Origin of the sequence: Mesorhizobium sp. L-2-11 (genome assembly GCF_016756595.1) — a bacterium.
GTDB lineage: Bacteria > Pseudomonadota > Alphaproteobacteria > Rhizobiales > Rhizobiaceae > Mesorhizobium.
In genome coordinates, this window is sequence record NZ_AP023257.1 from 5,146,324 (window position 1) to 5,167,518 (window position 21,195).

19 protein-coding genes are annotated in these 21,195 nt (G+C 58.7%); 4 read left to right on the plus strand and 15 right to left on the minus strand.

The features are described 5' to 3' along the window. Positions 1 to 62 precede the first annotated feature (62 nt). Positions 63 to 458: a GtrA family protein gene (locus JG739_RS24640; protein WP_244749558.1), complete on the plus strand. Its 396-nt coding sequence runs from the start codon at positions 63 to 65 to the stop codon at positions 456 to 458. A gap of 214 nt (positions 459 to 672) precedes the next feature. On the opposite strand, the gene JG739_RS24645 is transcribed toward JG739_RS24640, so the two are convergent. Beyond that, the gene (locus JG739_RS24645; RefSeq protein ID WP_202363783.1) at positions 673 to 2,385 is read right to left on the minus strand and encodes an FG-GAP repeat domain-containing protein; all 1,713 of its coding nucleotides are present in this window, start codon (positions 2,383 to 2,385) and stop codon (positions 673 to 675) included. 307 nt (positions 2,386 to 2,692) lie between these two features. Between JG739_RS24645 and JG739_RS24650 the strand changes: the two genes are divergently transcribed. After that, a complete protein-coding gene (locus JG739_RS24650; protein ID WP_202363784.1) occupies positions 2,693 to 2,911 on the plus strand; it encodes a hypothetical protein in 219 nt (72 codons plus the stop codon). 397 nt (positions 2,912 to 3,308) lie between these two features. After that, the gene (locus JG739_RS24655; protein WP_202363785.1) at positions 3,309 to 3,551 is read left to right on the plus strand and encodes a hypothetical protein; all 243 of its coding nucleotides are present in this window, start codon (positions 3,309 to 3,311) and stop codon (positions 3,549 to 3,551) included. A gap of 69 nt (positions 3,552 to 3,620) precedes the next feature. Here the strand turns inward: JG739_RS24655 and JG739_RS24660 are convergent, their stop codons facing one another. The 8 genes from JG739_RS24660 to JG739_RS24695 form a co-directional block, all read right to left on the minus strand. Then, positions 3,621 to 4,478: a sugar transferase gene (locus tag JG739_RS24660; RefSeq protein ID WP_342216422.1), complete on the minus strand. Its 858-nt coding sequence runs from the start codon at positions 4,476 to 4,478 to the stop codon at positions 3,621 to 3,623. Between the two features lie 314 nt (positions 4,479 to 4,792). Then, on the minus strand, positions 4,793 to 6,733 hold the full coding sequence (locus tag JG739_RS24665) for a GNVR domain-containing protein (protein ID WP_244749977.1): 1,941 nt from the start codon (positions 6,731 to 6,733) through the stop codon (positions 4,793 to 4,795). A gap of 59 nt (positions 6,734 to 6,792) precedes the next feature. Continuing rightward, positions 6,793 to 7,563, minus strand: a complete 771-nt coding sequence (locus JG739_RS24670; protein WP_202363787.1) for a response regulator transcription factor — start codon at positions 7,561 to 7,563, stop codon at positions 6,793 to 6,795. Between the two features lie 404 nt (positions 7,564 to 7,967). Beyond that, the gene (locus JG739_RS24675) at positions 7,968 to 8,687 is read right to left on the minus strand and encodes a Crp/Fnr family transcriptional regulator (protein WP_202363788.1); all 720 of its coding nucleotides are present in this window, start codon (positions 8,685 to 8,687) and stop codon (positions 7,968 to 7,970) included. A 1,262-nt stretch (positions 8,688 to 9,949) separates the two neighbouring features. Continuing rightward, on the minus strand, positions 9,950 to 10,678 hold the full coding sequence (locus tag JG739_RS24680; RefSeq protein ID WP_202363789.1) for a glycosyltransferase: 729 nt from the start codon (positions 10,676 to 10,678) through the stop codon (positions 9,950 to 9,952). A 78-nt stretch (positions 10,679 to 10,756) separates the two neighbouring features. Next, complete coding sequence (locus JG739_RS24685; protein ID WP_202363790.1) at positions 10,757 to 11,572, minus strand: glycosyltransferase family 2 protein; 816 nt, start codon at positions 11,570 to 11,572, stop codon at positions 10,757 to 10,759. 108 nt (positions 11,573 to 11,680) lie between these two features. Next, complete coding sequence (locus JG739_RS24690) at positions 11,681 to 12,850, minus strand: glycosyltransferase family 4 protein (RefSeq protein WP_202363791.1); 1,170 nt, start codon at positions 12,848 to 12,850, stop codon at positions 11,681 to 11,683. A 303-nt stretch (positions 12,851 to 13,153) separates the two neighbouring features. Next, a complete protein-coding gene (locus JG739_RS24695) occupies positions 13,154 to 13,681 on the minus strand; it encodes a sulfotransferase domain-containing protein (protein ID WP_202363792.1) in 528 nt (175 codons plus the stop codon). Between the two features lie 462 nt (positions 13,682 to 14,143). Here JG739_RS24695 and JG739_RS24700 point away from each other — a divergent pair, with 462 nt between their 5' ends. Further along, positions 14,144 to 14,929: a sulfotransferase family 2 domain-containing protein gene (locus JG739_RS24700; RefSeq protein WP_202363793.1), complete on the plus strand. Its 786-nt coding sequence runs from the start codon at positions 14,144 to 14,146 to the stop codon at positions 14,927 to 14,929. A gap of 18 nt (positions 14,930 to 14,947) precedes the next feature. Here the strand turns inward: JG739_RS24700 and JG739_RS24705 are convergent, their stop codons facing one another. From JG739_RS24705 to JG739_RS24730, 6 genes are all read right to left on the minus strand, one after another. Continuing rightward, entirely contained in the window at positions 14,948 to 15,544 is a 597-nt protein-coding gene (locus tag JG739_RS24705; protein ID WP_202363794.1) for a sulfotransferase family protein, read from the minus strand. 86 nt (positions 15,545 to 15,630) lie between these two features. Further along, positions 15,631 to 16,395, minus strand: coding sequence for a sulfotransferase domain-containing protein (locus JG739_RS24710; protein ID WP_202363795.1), 765 nt, complete (start codon positions 16,393 to 16,395; stop codon positions 15,631 to 15,633). 38 nt (positions 16,396 to 16,433) lie between these two features. Further along, on the minus strand, positions 16,434 to 17,468 hold the full coding sequence (locus JG739_RS24715; RefSeq protein ID WP_202363796.1) for a hypothetical protein: 1,035 nt from the start codon (positions 17,466 to 17,468) through the stop codon (positions 16,434 to 16,436). A 191-nt stretch (positions 17,469 to 17,659) separates the two neighbouring features. Next, positions 17,660 to 18,832 (minus strand): hypothetical protein, encoded by a 1,173-nt coding sequence (locus tag JG739_RS24720; RefSeq protein WP_202363797.1) that lies wholly within the window; start codon positions 18,830 to 18,832, stop codon positions 17,660 to 17,662. After that, the gene (locus tag JG739_RS24725; RefSeq protein ID WP_202363798.1) at positions 18,832 to 19,845 is read right to left on the minus strand and encodes a hypothetical protein; all 1,014 of its coding nucleotides are present in this window, start codon (positions 19,843 to 19,845) and stop codon (positions 18,832 to 18,834) included. Before JG739_RS24725 ends, JG739_RS24720 begins: the two co-directional genes overlap by 1 nt. A gap of 166 nt (positions 19,846 to 20,011) precedes the next feature. Next, positions 20,012 to 21,190: a hypothetical protein gene (locus JG739_RS24730; RefSeq protein ID WP_202363799.1), complete on the minus strand. Its 1,179-nt coding sequence runs from the start codon at positions 21,188 to 21,190 to the stop codon at positions 20,012 to 20,014. Between the last annotated feature and the right edge of the window lie 5 nt (positions 21,191 to 21,195).

The window sequence follows — 21,195 nt, forward strand, 5'->3', positions numbered from 1 at the left end:
GTTCCCCCTATCGCCCTGCGATGAATACGTCGACGCGATCATGTCTCCACCGAGGCTGTACTATGATTCTTGCCGGTGAGTTCGTCCGCTTCCTTTTTGTCGGTGGATTAGCGGCAGCCGCGAATGTGGGATCTCGCTTGTTACTGGACCTCGCAACTTCATATGAGATCGCAGTCATGTTCGCTTATTTTGTGGGCTTGACGACCGCGTTCGTTCTTAACCGAACATTTGTTTTCGATGCGAGAAACGGACGTGGAAAATCCCAGTTCTTACGTTTCACAATTGTCAATGTCTTTGCCCTCGCTCAGGTATGGCTCGTCAGCGTCGGATTGGCTCGTTGGCTGTTCCCATTGATCGGTTTCCTCTGGCATCCGGAAACGTTTGCCCATGTTATCGGCGTACTCAGCCCTGCGTTGACGAGCTATGTTGCCCACAAGTATTATACGTTCTCTGATTGAAAAAATAAGGACTTGGGGTCAGGACTTGTTGATCAAAGCCAGAAGATCACATCCGGCGTGATCTGGATCGCGAACAGTTGCGTGGGCCTGCTTGCTCATGGAAGCTGCGTCATCGCCGCCGACCGAGCCGAGCAACGACCGCTACTTCGAAAACCTGCGCGATCGCATTCAAAGCCGCGCCAAAGCGCGAGCCGTTGTGTGGACGGCCCCTCTCTTAGCCCCGACGATCGCGAGAAATCGCGAGATTGCGCAGAATGCGAAGCGATGGAAATTCGCCATTGGAGAGGGCGACAATATCGAGATCGCCGTCGACATCGAGGTCAACGGCCCGCGCGGCCACAAAACTGCCGGAGCTAATATACTGCAGGCCTCGATGACCGTTGCCATGGTCGGCGAGGACATAAAGCCCGCCCAACCCAGTAGTACCCGCCGCGATCACATCCGGCGCATTGTCGCTGTTGAGGTCAGCAGCCGACAGAGGCGCAAGATCGGGTGACACTAGCCGCGGCCCATTCGATTCATCGTTTGCGGAGTTTTTGACCCTGGCGTTGACTGTTCGTGGCCAGCCCCCTGCAAGATCGCCTCCAGTGTTGCGCCATGCCAATGCGCCGCAAGCCACATCGGTCACACCATCGCCATCGACGTCGTCTGTTGAGAGGGTGCACGTTTGCTGCCCTGTTTCTATTGAAGCCGCGAGTTCCCATCGGTCCAGAGGCAACCGGTCGCGTGATAAATCGAGCGCATTGATCCAGATGTGAACTGGCGGATTCGTCACCCAATTGGAGCCGTAAACATCAAGATCACCATCAGCGTCGAGATCAGCGAGAACGCCATTGTGGACCCCACCCTGACCGATGACCTGGACCCTCCACATCTCACCACGCCCGTCGATGTTGTAGACAGCGGCGATCAATTGATCGCTAGAGGTATGCATCTGACCTACAATGAGGTCTGGATCGCCATCTCCGTCCAGATCGCCGACGGCCAGGGTGTGCGCCTTCTCGACGAGAGGCAATATTTTGCTGCTTTTCCAATACCCTCGGGGGTTTCCATCCTGAGCTTTGTACCACACGATGTCTGCAACGTCCTCCGAGGATGAATACAAGACGTCGGGTTGGCCGTCTTGATCGATATCCGCAACGACCGTTTTGAAGTTTTGAGGTGCCGGCCCTATCGAATAACTCCGCCAATTGTCCACTCGCGCTTGTGCATATCCTGGATTTTTTACCCAGGCTCCACTTACAACGATGTCCTGTATGCCATCAGCATCGATGTCCCCTATGCCCAATCCTTCCTGACCAATGTCGCGGCTCGTCAAAGGGCGGCCCATCCATGATCCGTCAGCATTCTGGAAAAAGATGATGACGCTTTCTTGCGACCGCGTTGCAATATCCAGACGTTGGTCACCATCGAAATCGGCGAGTTTGACATCCTTGCCCCAACCTCCGATCTCTCCGATCTCGCGACGGAGCCATTGCGCGCCATCGGTAGGGTCTCCGCCTGGCAGTGGATTCTGGAACCCCACTAGATTGGCACCTTCCGGCCCATCAGGAACGACTATGTCAAGATCGCCGTCACTGTCGATGTCGCCCAACGCACCGTCGGTCGTAAACTGGGTTTTGGGTCGTCCGATCAGATATGGACGCCAATCCGGCGCACGATACCAGACCAACGCTTCCTTGACTTCGCCTCCGATCACGAGGTCGAAGAGGCCGTCGCCGTCAATGTCACCAACGATCTTTACGTCGCCGGATCGATCGTCGACGACTTGCATTCGAAATTCGAGGCCATCCCACAGCACGGCCGACAACAGCGACACCGGCTCGCTGGCCGTGAACTTCGTGCACCCCACCATCACGGCCATTGCCAGCAAGCAGGTCCACCAAGCGGCATAGTGCCGTCTCCGCCGTTCCAATGTGCTCAGCATCTGAAGACCTCAATGCTCATGGCGTCGGCTCGAATCGGAAAACCTCAACTAGTCCTTGCGGCCACCGTCCCTCCGAGAATGATCCGGCCTCCAAGTCGTCCGAGCAAAGCACGTGAGGCTTGGCGGCCGTTAGAGGCCCAAAGGGAGTATGTATACCCACGTTTGAGGGCGCAGTCTGGTAAAGCCGGAACCGTGGTCGAGGTTGACATCAAGTGAAGGCGATCGGCTCCTGTGCGATTTGGTCAATGAAGGTTCCCCTTTCGGTCAGGTACCGGAAATATTAAGATCCCGCTAATGTTGTTCGACGATGAGCAAGGACAACATCATTTCTTTGCATGGAGCCATCAGGGCCGAAATCCGCAGGAACCTGACCGATGTCATGGGATTGCACGGCTTCGACTTCGAAGTCGACACCATACTCGACAGTTGGGAAGGCACGATAGATGATCGTCAGGTGCTGGAAGCCCTGCGCATCATTAAACTCGCCGGCTTCATGTTCGACGAGGTTCCGTACAGAGCAGACTGAAGTTGCTGCGTTTGCCCGCCAAGAAGCCAGATCGCTGGCCTGATGAGGGTTGAGCTGCGGAGATCAAGCGTGGACACTCGATGCGATGGCGTCGACCTCCGGGATCGATGCGGCCGCTGCCACCCCGTCCCCCCAAACTTGCCACCAGAAGAGCCGCCAAGGGAGGTTGCCCCGATTGCCGTCTGCCAGAGAGGCAATCAGCGCAGTGATCAGAGACCAGCGCATATAGACGACGAGGCCCATTATTCCCGTGCAATCAGTGCCCCAACGACGGAAACCTGCATTTCATACCCCGACCCTGAGCTAAAAGGTTGGGCTTCACAACAACGAGCGACTCTGATTTCTTGGGGACAGGGTTAGTCTTCGCGGCGTCGATTGACCCTGGGAGGAGGTCGCCGTGTTGCTTGCCATTGTCGGCGTTGCCGGTTTTGCCCTGGCAATAGGGCTTACGCTGCGCGCGCCGGCGCTGATAGCGGCGACCTTGGTGGTGATCCTCGGCAGCATCGCTGTAGGCAGTTTTCTTCAACTGTCTGTTCCAAACACAATCCGCTCGACGTTTTATCTTGTTGTCGTCACCCAAATTGCCTATGTGGTCGGCCTTGCGATTGCCGTGCTGCGGCATCGCCCAAGGCGACAATAGCGTGGGCGACAATCGTATGAGGCCGTTCTGCCGCGCTCCCTGACATAGCCCTCCTTACCATAGGCGAGGTCAGGAGGTCTGATCGAACTTCAGCATGGCCGGTATCGTCCGTAGCAGGATCGAAAGATCGCGGCGCAGAGACCATGCCCCAACGTACTGCGTGTCCAGCAATACGCGATGCGAATACTCGGTCGTGTTTCTCCCGTTTATCTGCCAGAGGCCGGTCAGTCCTGGCCGGGTCTTCAAATATTCGTGCGATGCGGCGCCATAGCGTTGCAATTCGTCGGCAACGACAGGACGCGGGCCGACGCAACTCATGTCGCCCCGCAAGATGTTGAACAACTGCGGCAGCTCATCCAGGCTCGATTTGCGAAGCATCCTTCCGAAAAACAGGATGCGCGGATCGCAGCTCAGCTTCTGGTTGGCCGCCCATTCCTGGGCGGCTTGCGGATTGCAACTCAGATGCCGTTCGAGCACCTCCTCGGCATTCGGCACCATGGTGCGGAACTTGTAGCAATCGAAGGCCTTTCCGTTGAATCCAATGCGCCGGTGAACGAACAGCACCGGACCGCCCGTGGTCGCCTTGATCAGAAGCGGGATCAGAACCAGGATCGGACCGGCCAGGATGAGCGCTGTCGAGGCTACCATCAGATCCAGCAGCCTCTTGGCCCAACCGCCGAGCGGTTGTCGGTTTTCGCTGGGCGCATCGTCGTCAATGCTTGCCGTGCGCATATCCGGCCCAAACGGAACGGCGCCATGGTCATGGCTTGCATTGAGTTGAGGCGACGAAAGGTCCGGCGTGTTCGATCTCACGGCCGCATCGCCTTCACGCCGAACAAGCGATGTCTCGGCGGGCTTGGCTCCGACAAGTAGAGCCCAGCCTTCAACAGCCAGGTCTTCGCACTGTCGCAGGTTGCTTTCGATCACGTTGGACATTTTCCGCGTGCGCTCGATTTCAACTTATCCTTCCATCTTGTCGACGACGGATGATCTCCGGCAAGCAGGGAAAAGGTGGTAGATAGGGGATGTTTGTCGGCGTGGCCTACCCCTTAGTTGCTAGGCCAGGTACGGACGAATGGCTGCTCCGTCCAATGCCTGGCACGGTATCGGAATCGATCGGTCGACCCGTGAGGCCCTGACGGGGGCGCTGATTCACTTTGACGGGCAAGTGTCGAATTGACGGGGCGGTGTCGACTTGCCGCTGGGCTCTAGCTCGACGCCGCCGCGAGGAAGACAGGATGTCAGCGCGGCGCTTGACCTGCGCGCTTCCGGTATCGCCGAGCCGAAACAGTACGAACACGTGTCATCAACACGCCAAGGACGGAGGAATTGGTGTTTTTGAGTGTCTGCGTTAGGTCTTCCAGCTGATCAAGCGACGTCACGCCCCACTGCGCCACCACAATCACGCCATCAAGAAGCGGGCAGAGAGCAAGCCCTTCGGCTCCTGAACTAAACGGTGGGAGCTCAACAATGACGATACTGTAACTACCAACTTCGCTCAGCAATTTCTCCATATTGTCGGGAACAAGCAGATTCGCCGAATTCGACGCATGGTTATTCAGGTAATAAAACGATGTCTTTTCAATAAATCGGATCTGCTTGCCGATGTCTTTAGGGCAGCCGGAATCCCGATCGATCATGTTGAAATCGGACGAAAAGAGCGGTTCGTTGGCCAGTGCCGACTTATCGTCGGCGTTGATCACGAGGGTCGCTGTGCCCGTCGCCCCACACAGCGCCGCCAGATTGCTTACAACTGTGCTCTTTCCGTCACCGGGGGACACGGATGTAATTCCGATGCGACGCCTTGAAGGGGTGGCCCCGGCCAGGCCCATGATCGCCCTGACGCTCCTGAGGCTGCCGCTGAATGAAGAGTCCGGATTCCTGAGCACCTCGTCAAGTCGGCCAAAACCACCCCGCCTGAAACTGACCGGCGGCAATTCTCCAATACAGGCCAGGCCCAGTTCGCGACGGATCTGACGCGGGGTCCTCACGTTCCGATCAAGGCCGCGTCGCGCCACGGCGAACCCGATGCCAGCCACCATTCCTGCAAGCGCGCCAAAGGCGAGGATCAGCGTCTTGCGCGGCCGACTTGCTTTCTTTGGGCTGGTTGCAGAGGTGATGACACGAGCATTGGCGATCAGATAAAGCTGTTGGTCGACCGAGTTCGTATACGCCGCTAGCAGGCTCTCATACATCTTTCGATAAGTATCGGCGGTAACCTCCAACTGCTCCAGCGTAATCTGGTTTGTTGGCTTTCCTTCGCTGAGTGCGGGGTCCTGTCCGGCGACGGACGTCTCGTCCTGACCGATGCTGTAGTCGTGTTTTGCGCGAAATTTCTGGGCGACCCGGGTCGCCCGGTTCATCTGATCACCGACCTCCCGCATCCGCCTTTCCAACCATGCGATGCCTTCGCTAGCCGTTGCTGTTGTCGTCTGCACTTGCTCGCGCACGAACGCTTCCGCCGTGGCGTTCGCGATGCGTGCCGCCAATGCCGGATTCTGAGACTGGAATGTGATGTCGATGGCATAGGAGACACCGACACGCTGGACATCCAGGCCACCGCTGAACATCTCCACCGCTTGACGCCGACGCTCGGATTCCAGCTGCGGGCTGTTCGCCTCCATTCGATCCGGCCAAGGCAGCACGCGATGGAAGAAATCCGTCAGCGCAGCATTGCCGGCATGGAGGCCGCCGGCATCGACGATGCTCATCCAGGCTCTGCGAAACCTCTCGCCGATGGTCGGACCCTCCAAACCCCTGAAGGTTGAATTGTCCATGAGTCCAAGGTCATCGATCACCATCATCGCAATCTTCTGGGAACGCAAAACTGCAAGTTGGCTCTCGACCTGAGCAGTATCGAGCGACAGGTTCACATCGGCCGGTTGCTGCTGAAGGTTTCCGGGTATCTTCGGTTCGATCAGGATCTGGGTGCGCGCCGAATAAATCGGATTCGAGGTAGAAAAGTAGAACGTCGCGCAAACGATTCCGACGACGACGAACGCCAGAATCGAGAAAAGATACTGCCGGGCAAACGAGACAACGTCAGCGAGGCTGATAAAGTCCTGCGGTGCGTCCGCCCCGAGCCATGGCTTGTGAGCAATTGCCGCCGACGGCCGGTCTAGCATGGCTTCATTCCATATCTGCGACAAAAAGAGCGGCGAACTGCAACGGTCGAGCGGCATCGCCACCGATGGGCCCCGGTTCGAGCATGCAGCCGCGCCACTGTTACGATGACAACCGTTTAGCTCGACCGGCCCAACAGGTGGGCGCCAGGAAACATCTCATTGAGCTTGTAGACAACCTCCGTCCTGTTCGTCGCCTTTAGCTTCTTCATGATGTTGCGGATATGGACCTTGACCGTGCTCTCGCGAAGGTTGAGTTCATGAGCGATTATCTTATTCGCCTTGCCACGCCTGAGAGCCTGGACGACCTCTTCTTGCCGCTCCGTGAACACACTCGCCATGGGCCTTGTCAGTTCGACGGTTGTGTCGATTGCCTTGTGCTGGGCAAGCACGCTGCTTGCAGGGACAAATGTGCCACCGGCAAGGACAAGATTTACGGCTTCAACACAGATCTCGAAACGGATCGATGAAGGGATGTAGGCTTTTGCGCCATAATTCAACGCCTTCAGAATCTGCTCGAGATCGTCGGTATCGGCCAAAATCACCACTGGGACCGGGTGGGCCTCATTCACGAGATCGGCGATTTCGCTGCCGGTCCTTGCATCTGTCACCTTTCGGCTGCCCACATTCAGCAGAATGGCCGATATCGACAGTGCATTCTCTTGATGCCGCCACTCTTCGATCGAGCCGAACGACAGGATTTCCTTCCCGATGCCATAGGCGGTCAGGCATTGCGCAAGACATTGTCGGTCAAGCACTCGCTCGTCCAGCAGAGCAAGGCAGGATTCGGTCAAGCCATGTCTTTGAAGATGTATCCCATTCCCGGCCTTGCGCGATACGAATTCCAGTGCACCGGGTGATTTGCTATCCAGTTGAATTGTCGGAACCATGAACCTACTCCCCAAACTCTACCCAACGTTTCGAGACCAGTACGATATGTACTGCAGGCAAATACAATTTCCGCGAACGATGCTCTGTTCGCGTCGCCTTCACTATAACCTCGGGATTTTCCAAGCCCCAACTTGGACAACACTACCCCGTCAATAATGTCTACCGCCAAAAAGATGTGCCTTCACTAATTTAGGTTAATAAAACGTAAAAAATTTTTACCCCTTCACTTGGCCCTAGCAATTTGGTCTAGGAGCGAGGATAGCCAGAGAACACAGCGACTGGAATCTGGGCCTCGCGTTGTTTGCCAGGCGCGGGTGGTCCGTCGGCAAGACAGCCGGCGCCGCGATGGCAGTGCGGCTTCAAGGCGCGTCGCACCACCTTTGCGTCTTGCGCCAGACAAGCGTCAACCATCGATATACCTGTCGTCGAACTCGGCAAACCTCGTTACGCCCAGCCGATCCAGCACGCGGACATGACCTTGGCGGAACTCCAGAAACCCGCGTTCCCGTAGTTCCCGCAGCATTCGATTGACATGGACCGGCGTCAGGCCGAGCGCGTCCGCGAGGTCGTACTGGGTGAGAGGGCATGCAAAGCCAGTGCGGCTGGCGGCGCCGACGCGCTCCAGGCGCGCTCTCAGTTCGAGCAGCAAGTGCGCTGTACGCGCCAAGGCGCTGCGTCGGCCTATATTGGTGAGGTGTTGGGCAACAAGCGCTCGCTGGCGCGCGAGCGTCTCAAGAAAAAGCGAGGCTATGTGGGGCGACTTCGCTGCTCCAAGAGCAAGCGTCTTGGCCGAGGCTTCCAGCACCGCTAGGTCGGTTTGAGCCACAAATGTCTGGAGAGCAGCGCCCGTGTAGGTCTGTGGCAGGACAATGTCGCCCTTCAGGGCAAAGTCCAAAATCTGTCGCTGTCCACCGGCAAGGTCATGAGAAATGCAACCCCAGCCAGACTCGATTATGAAGACGCGATCGCCATCCTCCCCCTGATTGACGATAGCGGTTTCCGCCGCATATCGCTTCGGCACGAAGCCCAGCGCCTTGATGTACGCCTTATCGTCGCTTTTGACTGCGACTGACGTCGGACGGTTTTCATTCTCACTCGATGAAAGGCTTGCAGCATACGTCATTCGATACCCCGCCAATCCTCCCCTAGATACCTCCCTACGCAAAAACGTACTCCAGCTTTAACGTGTTGAGTACCCTGCACAGGCTACAACCATTGGCTGATGTTGCACTGCACTCTCACAAAAAAGCAAGGATCATGCCTGATCGAGCGCAGTAGGACCCGAATTCCATCATAAAGTTCGACCGACTTTCTGCACCATCCATTCGAATGGCGAGGCCACCGGCGGACGCAAGCGCTTGGCGACACCGTGCAACTTTCGAACACGGCACCCTTGCGGATCGCTTACGGCTTTCGGCGTGACTGGCTCGTTCTACCGACAGCAAGGCCAGGCACTGCTGCTGACTTGCGGTCGGGCTGACGTTGTCGGGGGCGACCCGGCGATCGTTCAAAATCGGGCAAAACCTGCCGCTGCCCGATCCATGCAACCTTCTGATTTTCACTCCCCAGATCGAGCAGCACCGGTTCACTCAAGTCTCACCGCTGCAGGTCAGATGCCTCACAAAACCGGCAGGGCGCGCTGGGCGCGGTACGAGAATTCCTCATTGCCGTGACGAGGTTTCAACGGACAAGAGCGTTCGTTCACTGGCTCGGGCCACTTCGGCTCGATGACTAACCTTGGCTGCAGTTCCAGGACCGGAGCGGGCCGATTGACAGCCAGCGACACAAGGGAGGCGAGGTATATACCCCATTCGCTTTAGCTATGAGCCCCCTGATCGCCTCGCAGGTGCGAAGAGACCGCTCGCCACGTACCCGGAAGAGATGTATCCGAAATTGTCGCCAGGCTCGGCGCTGGCTGTTGACGAAGAATGCTACGCGCCGTCTTGAAGCTGGCCGCTCATCGCCATCTTGGCCGCGCCTCGCAAGGGATAGCTGCTTGCGCCGGTGGATGGCGGTGACGCTCCTACGGCTCCACCCGCCCTACTCCTAATTGGTGTTGCCCTTTTTAAATGATGCCGTGCTAATGTTCTAGCCGGCTTGGGAGGTTCCAATCGACCTCATTGCGAATGTTTTCGCCGGCACGTGGGCTGCCGGCGTGCTTGCCGCCATCTGGTATGTCTGGAGGCGGCCCTCGCCGCCCGTTGCCGAGAACAAGCAGGACCGCGATTTGCGGGAATGGCTGGACGGGCAGGTGTAGAGGGCGCTTTGTGCCGGGGCGGAGCAGGCGCCCGACCCCGCTCGAAATGACACGGGCCGTCCAGGCGCCCGCGAAGAGCCCGCCCAACCCGGTGTTCTGCGGAGGCCATGCCGTAGCTTTTTGACTGGCTACCGGCTCGCCGAGCGCGAAAGAGCGGCTTCCGCTTGATCGGCATTCAGGAATTCGTCGCGTTCGGCTATCCACAGATCCGCATAGTCGACATTCTGCCACTCGGCAAACCACGGACCGCCACTTGTATAGTGCACTGCCTTGGGTGTGCCATGCGCCGGTTTTTCGTTCCAACCTTCAAGCCAGTTCCACTCTACCGGCAGCGAGCCCAAATCCTCATCGGCAACCCACTGCATTCGGTGGAGGTAGGCGCCACTTTCGCGGTTCACGACCTCCGGGGTAAGCGATTTAACCGCCGGATGCGCGCAATTGAACAGCATCAGCGAGGACCAGTTTTTTCGCGGGTAGGACGTCTGGACCACGCCATCCATCTTGGTGGTGGCCTTCGGCGTATAGTCATGCTGGACGCAATAGACCGCCTTGTTCGACTTCGTGTATTCCAGCAAACCTGCGACGTCACCGAGCCACAGGAAGTCGCAGTCGCAGAACAAGGCCCAACCCGTATAGCCGGCGAGAAATGGCGTCAGAAACCGCGTATAAGTGAACTCTGTTGACGCGAGCGGATCTTTTTCCCGCCAATACAATTCACGGGCACGCAGCTCGTCCTGTTTGATTGGAATGACGGAGACAGGCACCGAAGCGTTTTTGAGCAAAGAGTGCCGCGCCACGTCGTAGGCGATCGGCTCACGGCTGTCCCATCCAACGAATACCCTAAACGCATCAGTCATATTCAGTACCTTGGCTCCAATTTCAAAACGGTCATACACTAACTGTCTGGCAACAGCACGGCAACAATGGCGCGGAAATTAGCCAGGGCGATTTCTGAAACCCGCGGATTTGCCCTTCACCCCGGCCCGGCTTTCTTCGGCGCACCCCGACTTGCCGCCCAACGCGACAAGCGCCCATTTCTGATAGGTGTAGCCGGCCGAGTAAGCGGCGACCATCGCACCGGTCGAACCGTCCAGAAACCCCAGCCTGAAGACATAGCTGTTCACATAAGCCCAGACCGAGCGCAAAACCGCCTTGCTGATCGAGCTTTTTTTCCCCTCGGCAAGCATCCGCGCGGCGGACGCTTGCGCGTATCTGCCGATCTTGTCATGCGCGTCCGCCAGGTCGGCGATCGAGTCATGCTCCATGGGATGGGACAATCGCGTGACCTTGCCATCCACCACCACCTTCTCATGCACGGTGTCGTTGCTGAAGCGACCGGACTGGCGACGGAAAAGCCTAAGCACCAGATCGGGCGACCAGCCGCCATGGCGGACAATGCGCCCACAAAAGCGTGATCGTCTTGGTATTTCGAAGCCGTCACAGCCTTTCGGGTTGGCGATGGCAGCCCTGATTTCCGCGGCCAGCGGCGGCTCGACCCATTCGTCGGCATCAAGCGAAAGGACCCAATCGCCTGTCGCCGCGGCCAGCGCGCGGTTTTTCTGCGCGCCGAAACCCGGCCAATCGAGGGTGATCAGCACCTTGGCCCCGAGTCCACTGGCGATGTCCCTGGTTTGATCGGTGCTGTTATTGTCGAGGACGACGATTTCGTCGGCAAAATGTACCGAGCGAAGGCAACGTGCAATGCACGCTTCCTCATTGCGACTGATTATGACGACTGAGAGCGCCGGCACGGTCAGACGGATCCGGCATCAAAACTGCGACTGTTGTTCAAATGAACCTTTCCCCCGGCCGGTTGGCACTCCGGTGATACTAACGGATTCAAAAAATATGTCGAAAAATCATTTCAGGTCGAGACTTTCGTACAGCGCTATCATCCTCCTGATCATGACGTTGAAATCGTAGTGTTCGGCCGCCGCCCTGACGCTGGCCGCAGTCTCAGGCCGTGACGACAGCTGCAGCGCGCGGGCAAGCCCGGCGGCGAGCTCGTTTACGCTGGCTGCGTCGCAAACAAGCGTCGGCTCGAAATGATCGACAAGCTCGCGCGCCCCACACCCGGTGCTGACCACGGCGGGCAAGCCGCTGGCCATGGCTTCGATCACCACTGTGCCAAATGGATCATAGATGGAAGGCAGCACGGCAATGTCGGCGGCGCCGTACCATGGCAGCGTATCTTTTTGCGGCCCCAGCATGCGGAGCCTGGCGCCAAGACCAAGGCTGTCGCCGGCCTGCTTGAAGGCATTGGCGCGCGAATCGTGGCCAATGACCCACAATTCCGGCTCGCCATCCAGCGTGGCGACAGCCTTCATCAAGGCAAGCAGTCCCTTTCGCGCAAAGCCCGAGCCGACAAACAGGACGACCGACCTGTTTTCGTCGACGTCAAGCCGCGCGCGGACCACCGCTCGATGCTGTTGGCGCAACTGAGGGTTGAAGCGGTCCAGGTCGACCCCGTTGGGAATATGGTGCACGCGTTCGGCCGGATAGTCGTAGTGACGGACAACGTCCTCAGCCACCATTTTCGAAATGGCAATCACCGCTTTAAGCCGAGGGCTGGCATAGGTTGCGCGCTCGAGGCGCAGCGTCTGGCGGTGAAACGGGCTCAGCGCCATCGCTGCCCTGCCAAGCCGCGTCTCAAAACGCCGTCGCTCGGCAAGATAGGCGGCATGAACGCCTTCGCCGGCCCGGAAGACGTCGCAGCACGGAAGGCGATCGTTGCTCTGCACCAGGGCCGGCGGCATTTCGGCGATCTTGCCGCAGGCGGCTCGAGCAAAGGACGTCGCCCGCAGGTAGCGGGGAAAGCGGCGGCCGGCGCACTGGATGAACTCTATGCCTTCGTGTCGCGGCCAGTCGCCTGACAGCACGGCCACCGGCCGTTGACGCGCGGCGAACGCCGCCATGATATTTTCCAGCATGATCTCGCCTCCGCCAAAGGGCGCGTAGCGCTGGCGCACGAACAGGATAGGCTTTTTCGGATCAGCTTGAACCTGGTGATCATGCCGTGGCAAATCCATGCGACCTCGCTACGCTGTTTCGCATTGGCGAATTCATAAACACGCAGACGAGCGCAATTTAACCAGTCTGGCTATCCGCGCCCACTGCTGGAGTGAAGATTCTTTTTACCGCTACGCGGATAACCCATAACTTTCCATCATATCCTTGCAGTATAAAATCTCTTTTTCGGCAAGATAGTCCTTATACCCGCCAACTACGCCGCGTCTAACTTTAAAGCTATCGGAATCTGTACTGTCTGCAGTTCTCAAGCGATGACCATAGCGCTCATCGCTTTGCCCAGAGGATTCCTTGGCTCTCATGGTCTAAAACCGACCGGCGTTAATTGCTTTTGTAATTTCCTCTTCGTCTGGTTCTACCTTCAACCATTTGGCGATGCGTCTAAGCTCGGAGAGGGCATCGCTATGGAGCGTTTCGTATCGTGTGATCAACACATCGTCTCTTTCGCGGATTGCCGCCAGCCACATTGCGTTGAACCGGAGTGTCCTCTCGATGCCAAAGTGCGGGTCTCGTACATAGCTCGACAAATCACCTTGGAATAAGCCGCGCCATGCTTCGCGTTTGGTGACATGAAAATATCCGGAAATTGTTGTGTCGATCGGATTGCGATACAAAAAAATCAGGGGCCGCTTTCCCAAAAAAGCGTCGGCAGAGCGGAAATCTTTTCTATGGAAAGCGCTGCCGCCGTGGGTGTAATCAAGGCCGACGACAAGCTGATCAAGCATGACTCTTAACCATGTACGCCCTGATTTTGGGTAGGAAATGCAAAGCCCTAAATTACTGGAATTTCCTTCTGCCTCCGGCTTGAGCCACTGCAGTAACTTCATGGTCATCCCGCAAACATCCTGTCGGCTTCCGATCGCTAAGGATCCGGCTTCCGGACCTTATGACATGACCAGTCATCTCGATCAAACTTGGCCGATGGGCAGCCACATGTTTGTCGCGCCTCGTTCCCAATCGCGGCAGCGGCTTGCGCGTCGATTGTAAATCATTGTTGTGAATTCCGATGAGGTCCAGCAACACTGGATCAAGGGTCGTTACAAGATCTTCGTCAGTAGATCAGGAAGTCGCTACCGGCGAGGCGAAGGCAGATTTGGGTCGATTGTCCACTGTCGCTTGCGGTTTTTCCAGCGGTGAGGCATTTAAAAACCAACAGGAAACAGCGGATGATTACCACCACCCCCTCGTATGAAATTCCCGCCCCGAACTCGAAGCAGGCTCGTGGATTGAGGAGAATCGAACGCCAGTTGAGGCCCAAGCTGCGGTCGCTCCGGTGGCGGGTTGTCGAGCAGGTCTTGAGTTGGCGCAATCCCGAGGCGCTGGCATTCTACCGCAGGGCGATGGAAACGGCATATCTGCCGGACGACCTGATCGACGTGGTGCCGCAACTCAAAATCCTGTACCTCGCCATGCCGAAGGCGGCGAGCAGCCGCATTCGCAGCAACCTTGCAGCCATGATCGGCAACGACACTGTGTCGGGGTGGCGCAGCGACCAGAACTGGAAGGTGCACAACCGAAAGGCGTCGAGCTTGCAGGCGCCTCGCCATGGCGTCGTGCAGTTCCATCGCATGGCCACAAGTCCCGAAGCCTTGCGATTCACCTTCGTTCGCAATCCCTATACAAGGCTGTTGTCGTGCTGGGCCGACCAATATCGCGACCGTCCCCTAGTGCCTGGTTATGGCAGGGTGGAGGTCTATCTAGCCCACCGCGAAAGGGCTGATCCCGCGCTGCCTGTCGGTGCTGACAAGAGCCTGTCCTTTGCAGATTTCGTCGCCTTTGCCTGCACGACGTCCACATGGCGCATCGACAAGCATTGGCAGAGGCAAAGCGACATCATCGACCTTCCAGGCGTTGTGTTCGACCTCATCGGCAAAACCGAGACTTTCGCACGGGATTTCGAACAGGTTCTCGATCATGTCAGTGCAAGCGAGGAAATGCGACGCGCGGCGATGCCACCTCTGCACACCTCCTCGCGCCGCAGGCTTGCCGACTATTTCACGCCAGAACTGGCGGATACCATCTATCGTGCGTATGAGCGCGACTTCGATCAATTTGGCTACCCGCGCGCGCTTCCAGCGTAAAGCGGTGGCGCGGCCGTCTCAAATATATCCGAACGCCTGCATCAGGGGCTTCCCGCGCCCCTCGGTAAGCTCCATCAATTCCTGCTGACCCAGTTCGGTCTTCCAGCGGCCGCGGCCATCATAAATTGGCTGGTTCACTTGTTGGTTGCGCAACGCAGCATGTTGGGGTTGCGCATTAAGTGTGAACCATCGTTGCGGATTCCGATGATAGTCGAGCAAACTCTGATCGAACGACAATCCCAGGAAGGTGCAGATCTTTTCGACGGTTGCTTCCGGGTCATCGACAAGATCTTCGTAGCGGTAAATCAGGACGTCCGTGCTGCCGCGCTCGGCAAGCACCATTGTGTTGTCCGATATCCAGCGATCCAGGCTCGCGGCCGCATCGCCAAGCCGCCTTGTCAGCGAAGCAACGGTATCGCGGCCATCGCGTACCGGCATCACGAACTTCGCGCCCGGCACCAGGCGTCGTATCCGGTCGACACGCCTGATATGACGCGGTGTCTTTTCAAGTAGCACCGACTTGCCCGCCCCAGTGGCCGCCTGTTTCAGCTTCGAGTAGCGATACAGCGCAAGTGGAGCCCATTTGAAAAACGCGTTCGTTTCTTCGAACGGCAAAAAGACATCGGCATGCGATGCAAGAATCGTAGCTATAAGCGTCGTGCCGCTATGCCCGCATCCGCAGACAAAGCCTTTGCATCGGATCAATTCACACCTGCCCTGCCGTCGTAATAAGACATGCCATGAAGTCGAAAGGCGTCATCGAGCCGCTTCCAGTAATCGAGCCTGGCAAGAACCTCGTCACAGAAAGCTACGTCATCCGCGCTGAGGTAGTCGAAATAACCACCGACCTTACCCTTTCGAACTTTGAAGCTTTCCGGGTCGTCAGGATCGCGTGGCTGCAATCTTCCGCCATAGCGCGCACCCAGTTCTCCTGAGATTTCAGATTGCTGCATTCGTTCGAACGATCTGCTGGCAGCAACATCGGCAAGCTGGGACTCGTCAAAGGATTTTCCCAAATATTTCCCGATGCTGCGCAATGCGTCGTTTGTATCCCGCTGCACATCTTCATAGCGCAGAAGCGCAATCTTTCGCAGGTGAGTTGCGGCTGCGAACCACTGCAGATTGAAAAGCGCGATCTTCTCGACACCGTGTTTGGGGCTTCTTATGCAATCGCCGATCGGACCTGCTTCCAGCCCATGGCGTTTGTTGACCTGGAAGTATCCTGACACCGCAGTGTCGCGGGGGTCTCGCGTCAGGAACAGAATCCGTTGCCGTTTGTAGCGGGATTTGTCGGCGCTGATCTGCGTTATGTCACGCAGATCCTTATGGTCGGAACCGTCATGCGTGTAGGCCGCATCAACGCCCAGGTCGTCAAGCATTACGCGCAGCCAGGTCCGCCCGGATTTGGGAAATGAGACGACAAGCAGCGACGGCTTTCTTGCAAAAAAGTTGGACAACAAACTCAACGAGCGAACTCCGATTGCGGGCACTTTGATCGAGCAGATCAGCGATTATAAATATCGATCAGGGCATTGGCGATCCGTTGCGAAGCCGGCACCTCTGGATCGATCGACAGATTGGCATTGAGGAAGTCCCGGCTTTGCTCAAAATAGGTCGGCCTTGACCTGACCGCAGCGCGGATATCCTCGACGAGGTCATGCTCCGACAATGTTGGCTTGAAGGCACCCATGGGCCTATCGAACTCGACCATGGGCGAAACCAGCGGAAACAGCACCACCGGAATGCCGCAGGCGACTGCTTCGTAAACAGTCGTGCTTGGGCGCGTTACGAGCGCCAGAGCGTCCGGGAGCAGTTGTGCGAAATCCAGGGGCGATTTGTTCGGCATATCGACTTTTGCGAACATCGTAGGGTGGACGCTAACGACATGGGCAAGGCCGAGTTTCGCACATGCGGCTGCCACGGCTTCAATCGCCTGGCGATCTGCGGGGTCCTCGACATCCCCCTTGAAGTTCACCAGCACAAAAAGCCCTTCGTCGTGCCTGGCGCCAGCGCTTCCGACGGCACGCTCAATGACCGGGGAGCCAACAACATATGTCGGCTGTCGTCTTTGCTGCAGCGCCGCTGGTCCCATCGACAGGATGTAATCGGCTCTCACAAATCGATGCGGCTGCAGCAGTCGCGCACCTCCGATGAGGCCGACCACACGGACCATGCCAAAGTTGATGGAGTCGATGAACCGCCTAAAGAATTGCGGCGCATAGTCATTTCCAGTCACCAGCATGTCGCCGGGTCTGATCATCCGCTCGAGCTCGGCAAAGCCGATATGCGATATTCCCCGGGCGTTGAGTTCAGGTTGCGCTACACCGCCGCGTTTCAATCCATCAAGATGCGCGAACACGCAGCGGATGCCGCGGTCAACCAGAATATCTGCCGCGTCAGCCAGCAGCCGAACATTGTTGCGGTTGTGTGGGACGAAGTAGACGGTCCTCGTGGCCGCCCTGCCGCGAACATAGATACGCCCGCGCTTGAACAGATTTCCTGGATGCACAAGCCGGTACGCGGCGAGGAGCCGCTGCACAAAGCCTTCGCTGACAGGAGAAACCGCCTCGGTTCTCGACCTACCCAAAGATATGCATCGCCTCTTGCCCATGAAATTTAGAACGGCCGCCCCGCCGGGTAGTTTACAATGCTCTTGCCGTCAAGAAAGGCGCTTCACCGCTTGGCCGGCGGTGGCCTGCCTGGCACCTCGCGATGCCTTGCGTGGTGGATTCAAATAGCGCTGATGAGTGAGCCCATGTGGTTTTGTGCGTCTTCCATCACCTCGGCCCAAGGCCTTTCCCGTTTCGAGACCAGCACGGCGGAAGGATAGTAGGGCGTGCAATCGCCCTCGACCGGCCAGGAACGTTTGAACCCATCGCCAAGAATAAAGACCGACGGGATACCGAGCGCGCCCGCCAGATGCGCCCCGGTATTGCTGATGGTTACCACGGCGTCCATCGCCGCGACCTGCGCGGCGAAAAGATCCATGTCGACGAGTTGATCCACCAAGACGTCGTGCAAGATGCGCGCGGGATCACCATCGGTGAGGATTTTCAGGTCCGGCTCGATCCGGCCATATTGCAGCGAAACGAACCGGAGGTCCGGACGGCTGATAAGCCCACGCCATGCCGTGAGTGGCGGCAGGTCCTTGCCAGGATTGGAGCTGCCCCATGCGACGCCGACCAATGGGCGGCCATCCTTACGATAACGGGCGCGAAGTTCAGCGACCCGCGCCGGGTCCGGCTTCAGGGGAACAAAATGTTCGCGGATCGTGGTCTCGTCCGTCTCGAACACGGCGGTCAGATGCTGGACGCCGGCAAAGAGCTGGGCCTCGCCATAGGCTGCCTTGGTCCCGGGACCGACGGCCCGCACATCGGCGGTCGGAAATGTCCGCTGAAAGAGCGGCACCAGGCGGTGCTCGACCAGAACGATCAGACGAGCGGCCCGGGTGAGAGCACGGCCGACGGAACTCGCATGGTGGATCGCGGTGGCCAGACCCTGCTTTTCGGTTTCCATCAGATCGACGAGCAGGACCTGGCCCGAGATATCCTGGCCCAACCATTCGCCGTCGACGCGGCCCTCGACGATGTGGCGCCGGGCGATCTTGAGTTCGGCCGCCGGGCCGTAGGCGCCCATGCGCATCAGTGCCTTGCTGAGTTCGTCGAGCAGGTGAACCTCGCGCCTCGACTTCGCGATCGACCCCAGCGCCAGGGCTTTCGGCAGCGCCGCCGACCAGTCGCGCGCCTCGATGCTTCGCCTGTAATCCGCCATCTGATCGGCAATGTCGCCATCGCGCCAGCGCAGGAAAAGCTGCCGCCGGTGACGACGGAACCAGACCTTGTAATTGTAGCCTGCGAGCGCGACAACGCGGCGAACCTGGCGAAGCAGTTGACTGGCTTCCATCAACCGGCTCCACCGATGATCTGCGCGACTCGTACACCTGCTTCCCGCATCGCGGACGCCCACGCCCGGCCGCCCTTTCGCACCAGTCTAACGCTTGGATATGTGGCCACGGTCTCGCCGAAGGCAGGCCATGACAGCCGAAACCCATCGTCGAGCAGGACGACGGTCGGCACGCCGAGCGCTCCCGCCAGATTGGCACCGGTATTGCTGATCGTCACCACCGCGTCGAGGGCGGCGATTTGCGCGGCGAAGCGGTCCATATCCGACAATTGATCCACGGACGCGTCATGGATGATGCGTCCCGGCGCCCAGCGCTCGAACTCGCGGAGCGCCGGCCCGACATCGCCATACTGCATGCTGACGAAGCGGCCCGGCAGATTGCCGAGCAGCGACCGCCAATCATCCAGCGCCGGCAGGTCCTTGGCCTTGTTCAGGCTTCCCCAGGCAAAGCCGATCAGGGGACCTGGGCCATGATCGAGATAGGTGCCGCGCAACTCGGCGACCAGCCGGCGGTCCGGCTCCAACGGAATGAACGGGGCGCGCGCCGTCGGCTCGTCCGGCCAGAGGTGCCTTGCCAGCGTCTCGAAGCAGGCGAAGACATCGGCGTCGACCGCCGCCGCCCCTTCCGCCTCTGGCCTGACATCGAGCGCGGGATATGTTCTGCGATAAAGGGGCGCCAGTCGCGGTTCGATCAGGACGGTGCATCGGTCGGCGGCCGCGACCACCGGGCTAAGCAGCGACGCGAACTGGAGGAAAATTGCAAGATCGCCTTCGCGTCGCTCGACGGCAAGGCTGCGACCCGCAAGATCACCGCCATCCCATTCGGGCCGGCCGGGCACTTGCTTGCTCGATGCGATCAACTGCCAGGCGCGGTTGCCGCCGCCGAGGCGTCTCAGTCCACGCCCAGCTTTTTTGACCAGCCCGCGATCGCCAAGCTGCTCACCGAGAAGGCCGAGTGCCAGCGCATGATCTCGGGCCGCCTGCCAGTCACGCCGCTCGACACTCCGCGCCATCAGGTGCAAATGCCGTTCAACGCTTTGGTCGTGGCGCGAAGGCCGCCTGAAAAACGTCCTCGCCCGATCGAGAGCCTTCCGCAGCCACCTGCCGTCAACAGCTTGCGGGCGCAGGTCGGCGGCTTTTGCCTTTTCCAGGATGGATCGTCTGCTCGGCACGGCGCCCTCAATTTTTGCCAGACAGCGTGGAAGGCGCGGTCAGAACCGACGAGAGCCGCCGGCCGACTTCGTCAAGCACCACCGGCCACGTGCGTCCTTGCTTGTGTATGACGATGCCCTTTGGATACCAAGGCGTTCGGTCGCCAGTCACCGGCCAGGCGGTTTGAAAATTGTCATCGATCAGGAAAACGGTCGGGACGCCGAGTGCTCCGGACAGATGGGCTGCCGTATTGCTGATCGTCACCACGGCATCGAGCGCGGCGACCTGCGCGGCGAACCGGTCCATGTCGACCATCTGGTCGACACTGTCATCGTAGATAAGCCGCGCCTCGTCGCCATCGCGCAGGCGCCGCAGCGCCGGCTTGATCTGACCGTACTGGAGAGAAACGAACGTCGCCTGCGTCTGGGCGATGAACCGTGCCCATTCGGGGAAATCAGGCACGTCCTTGCTGTGTGATTTGCTGCCCCAGGACAGACCGACCAATGGCAGATCCGTCATCGAGCGATAGCGCTTGCGGAATGTCTCGACGAGTTCAGGATCTGCCCGCAGCGGCACGAAATCGGCGGCCAGTCTTTCGGCATCGCGGCCGAACATCCAGGCGAGATTTTCGAAGGTCGCAAATTTGTCGCCAACGACATTCTGCTGCGCTGGGACCACGGTCGCGTTGGGGAACGTCCGCTGCACAAGCGATACCAGGCGCGGTTCGACGCGAATCGTCGCGCTTCGCGCACATGCAGCGGCGGCGCCAGCCAGTCGCGCGTGGCGGATGACGCGGCCAAGACTTCGAGGGTCATCCTCAACAAGATCGATCAGCAGCGTATCTGAGCCGAGGTTTTCGCCGGTCCATTCATTGGCGCCCTTGCCTTTTCGTTGCCGGCGAGCCGAAAGCCGAAGCTCGGCCGCCCGCGCGAAGTTACCCAGCCGTTCGAACGCCTGGCCTGCCTTCTGCATCAGCTCGGGGTCACAGGCACGATCGGCCATGATGGCCATTTCATTGGTACTTGCTTCAAGCCCTGTCCAATCCCTGCGCGCGATCAGCGCGTCGACCTTGGCCTGCTGGTCCAGAACCGAGCGGGGCTTGGAGCGGCCAAACAGCGTCCGCGCCGCTTTTGTGTATCGGCGCAACCGCAGGCCCAATCCACCAATCACATACCGGATACGCGAACCGTGGTAAAAACTGGTCATCGGCC

What these genes read in the sequence shown, in the direction of transcription:
- JG739_RS24640 (WP_244749558.1), top strand. Translation starts at nt 63, where the DNA reads ATGATTCTTGCCGGTGAGTTCGTCCGCTTCCTTTTTGTCGGTGGATTA.
- JG739_RS24645 (WP_202363783.1), bottom strand. Translation starts at nt 2,385, where the DNA reads ATGCTGAGCACATTGGAACGGCGGAGACGGCACTATGCCGCTTGGTGG.
- JG739_RS24650 (WP_202363784.1), top strand. Translation starts at nt 2,693, where the DNA reads ATGAGCAAGGACAACATCATTTCTTTGCATGGAGCCATCAGGGCCGAA.
- JG739_RS24665 (WP_244749977.1), bottom strand. Translation starts at nt 6,733, where the DNA reads ATGCCGCTCGACCGTTGCAGTTCGCCGCTCTTTTTGTCGCAGATATGG.
- JG739_RS24670 (WP_202363787.1), bottom strand. Translation starts at nt 7,563, where the DNA reads ATGGTTCCGACAATTCAACTGGATAGCAAATCACCCGGTGCACTGGAA.
- JG739_RS24675 (WP_202363788.1), bottom strand. Translation starts at nt 8,687, where the DNA reads ATGACGTATGCTGCAAGCCTTTCATCGAGTGAGAATGAAAACCGTCCG.
- JG739_RS24680 (WP_202363789.1), bottom strand. Translation starts at nt 10,678, where the DNA reads ATGACTGATGCGTTTAGGGTATTCGTTGGATGGGACAGCCGTGAGCCG.
- JG739_RS24690 (WP_202363791.1), bottom strand. Translation starts at nt 12,850, where the DNA reads ATGGATTTGCCACGGCATGATCACCAGGTTCAAGCTGATCCGAAAAAG.
- JG739_RS24695 (WP_202363792.1), bottom strand. Translation starts at nt 13,681, where the DNA reads ATGACCATGAAGTTACTGCAGTGGCTCAAGCCGGAGGCAGAAGGAAAT.
- JG739_RS24720 (WP_202363797.1), bottom strand. Translation starts at nt 18,832, where the DNA reads ATGGAAGCCAGTCAACTGCTTCGCCAGGTTCGCCGCGTTGTCGCGCTC.
- JG739_RS24725 (WP_202363798.1), bottom strand. Translation starts at nt 19,845, where the DNA reads ATGGCGCGGAGTGTCGAGCGGCGTGACTGGCAGGCGGCCCGAGATCAT.
- JG739_RS24730 (WP_202363799.1), bottom strand. Translation starts at nt 21,190, where the DNA reads ATGACCAGTTTTTACCACGGTTCGCGTATCCGGTATGTGATTGGTGGA.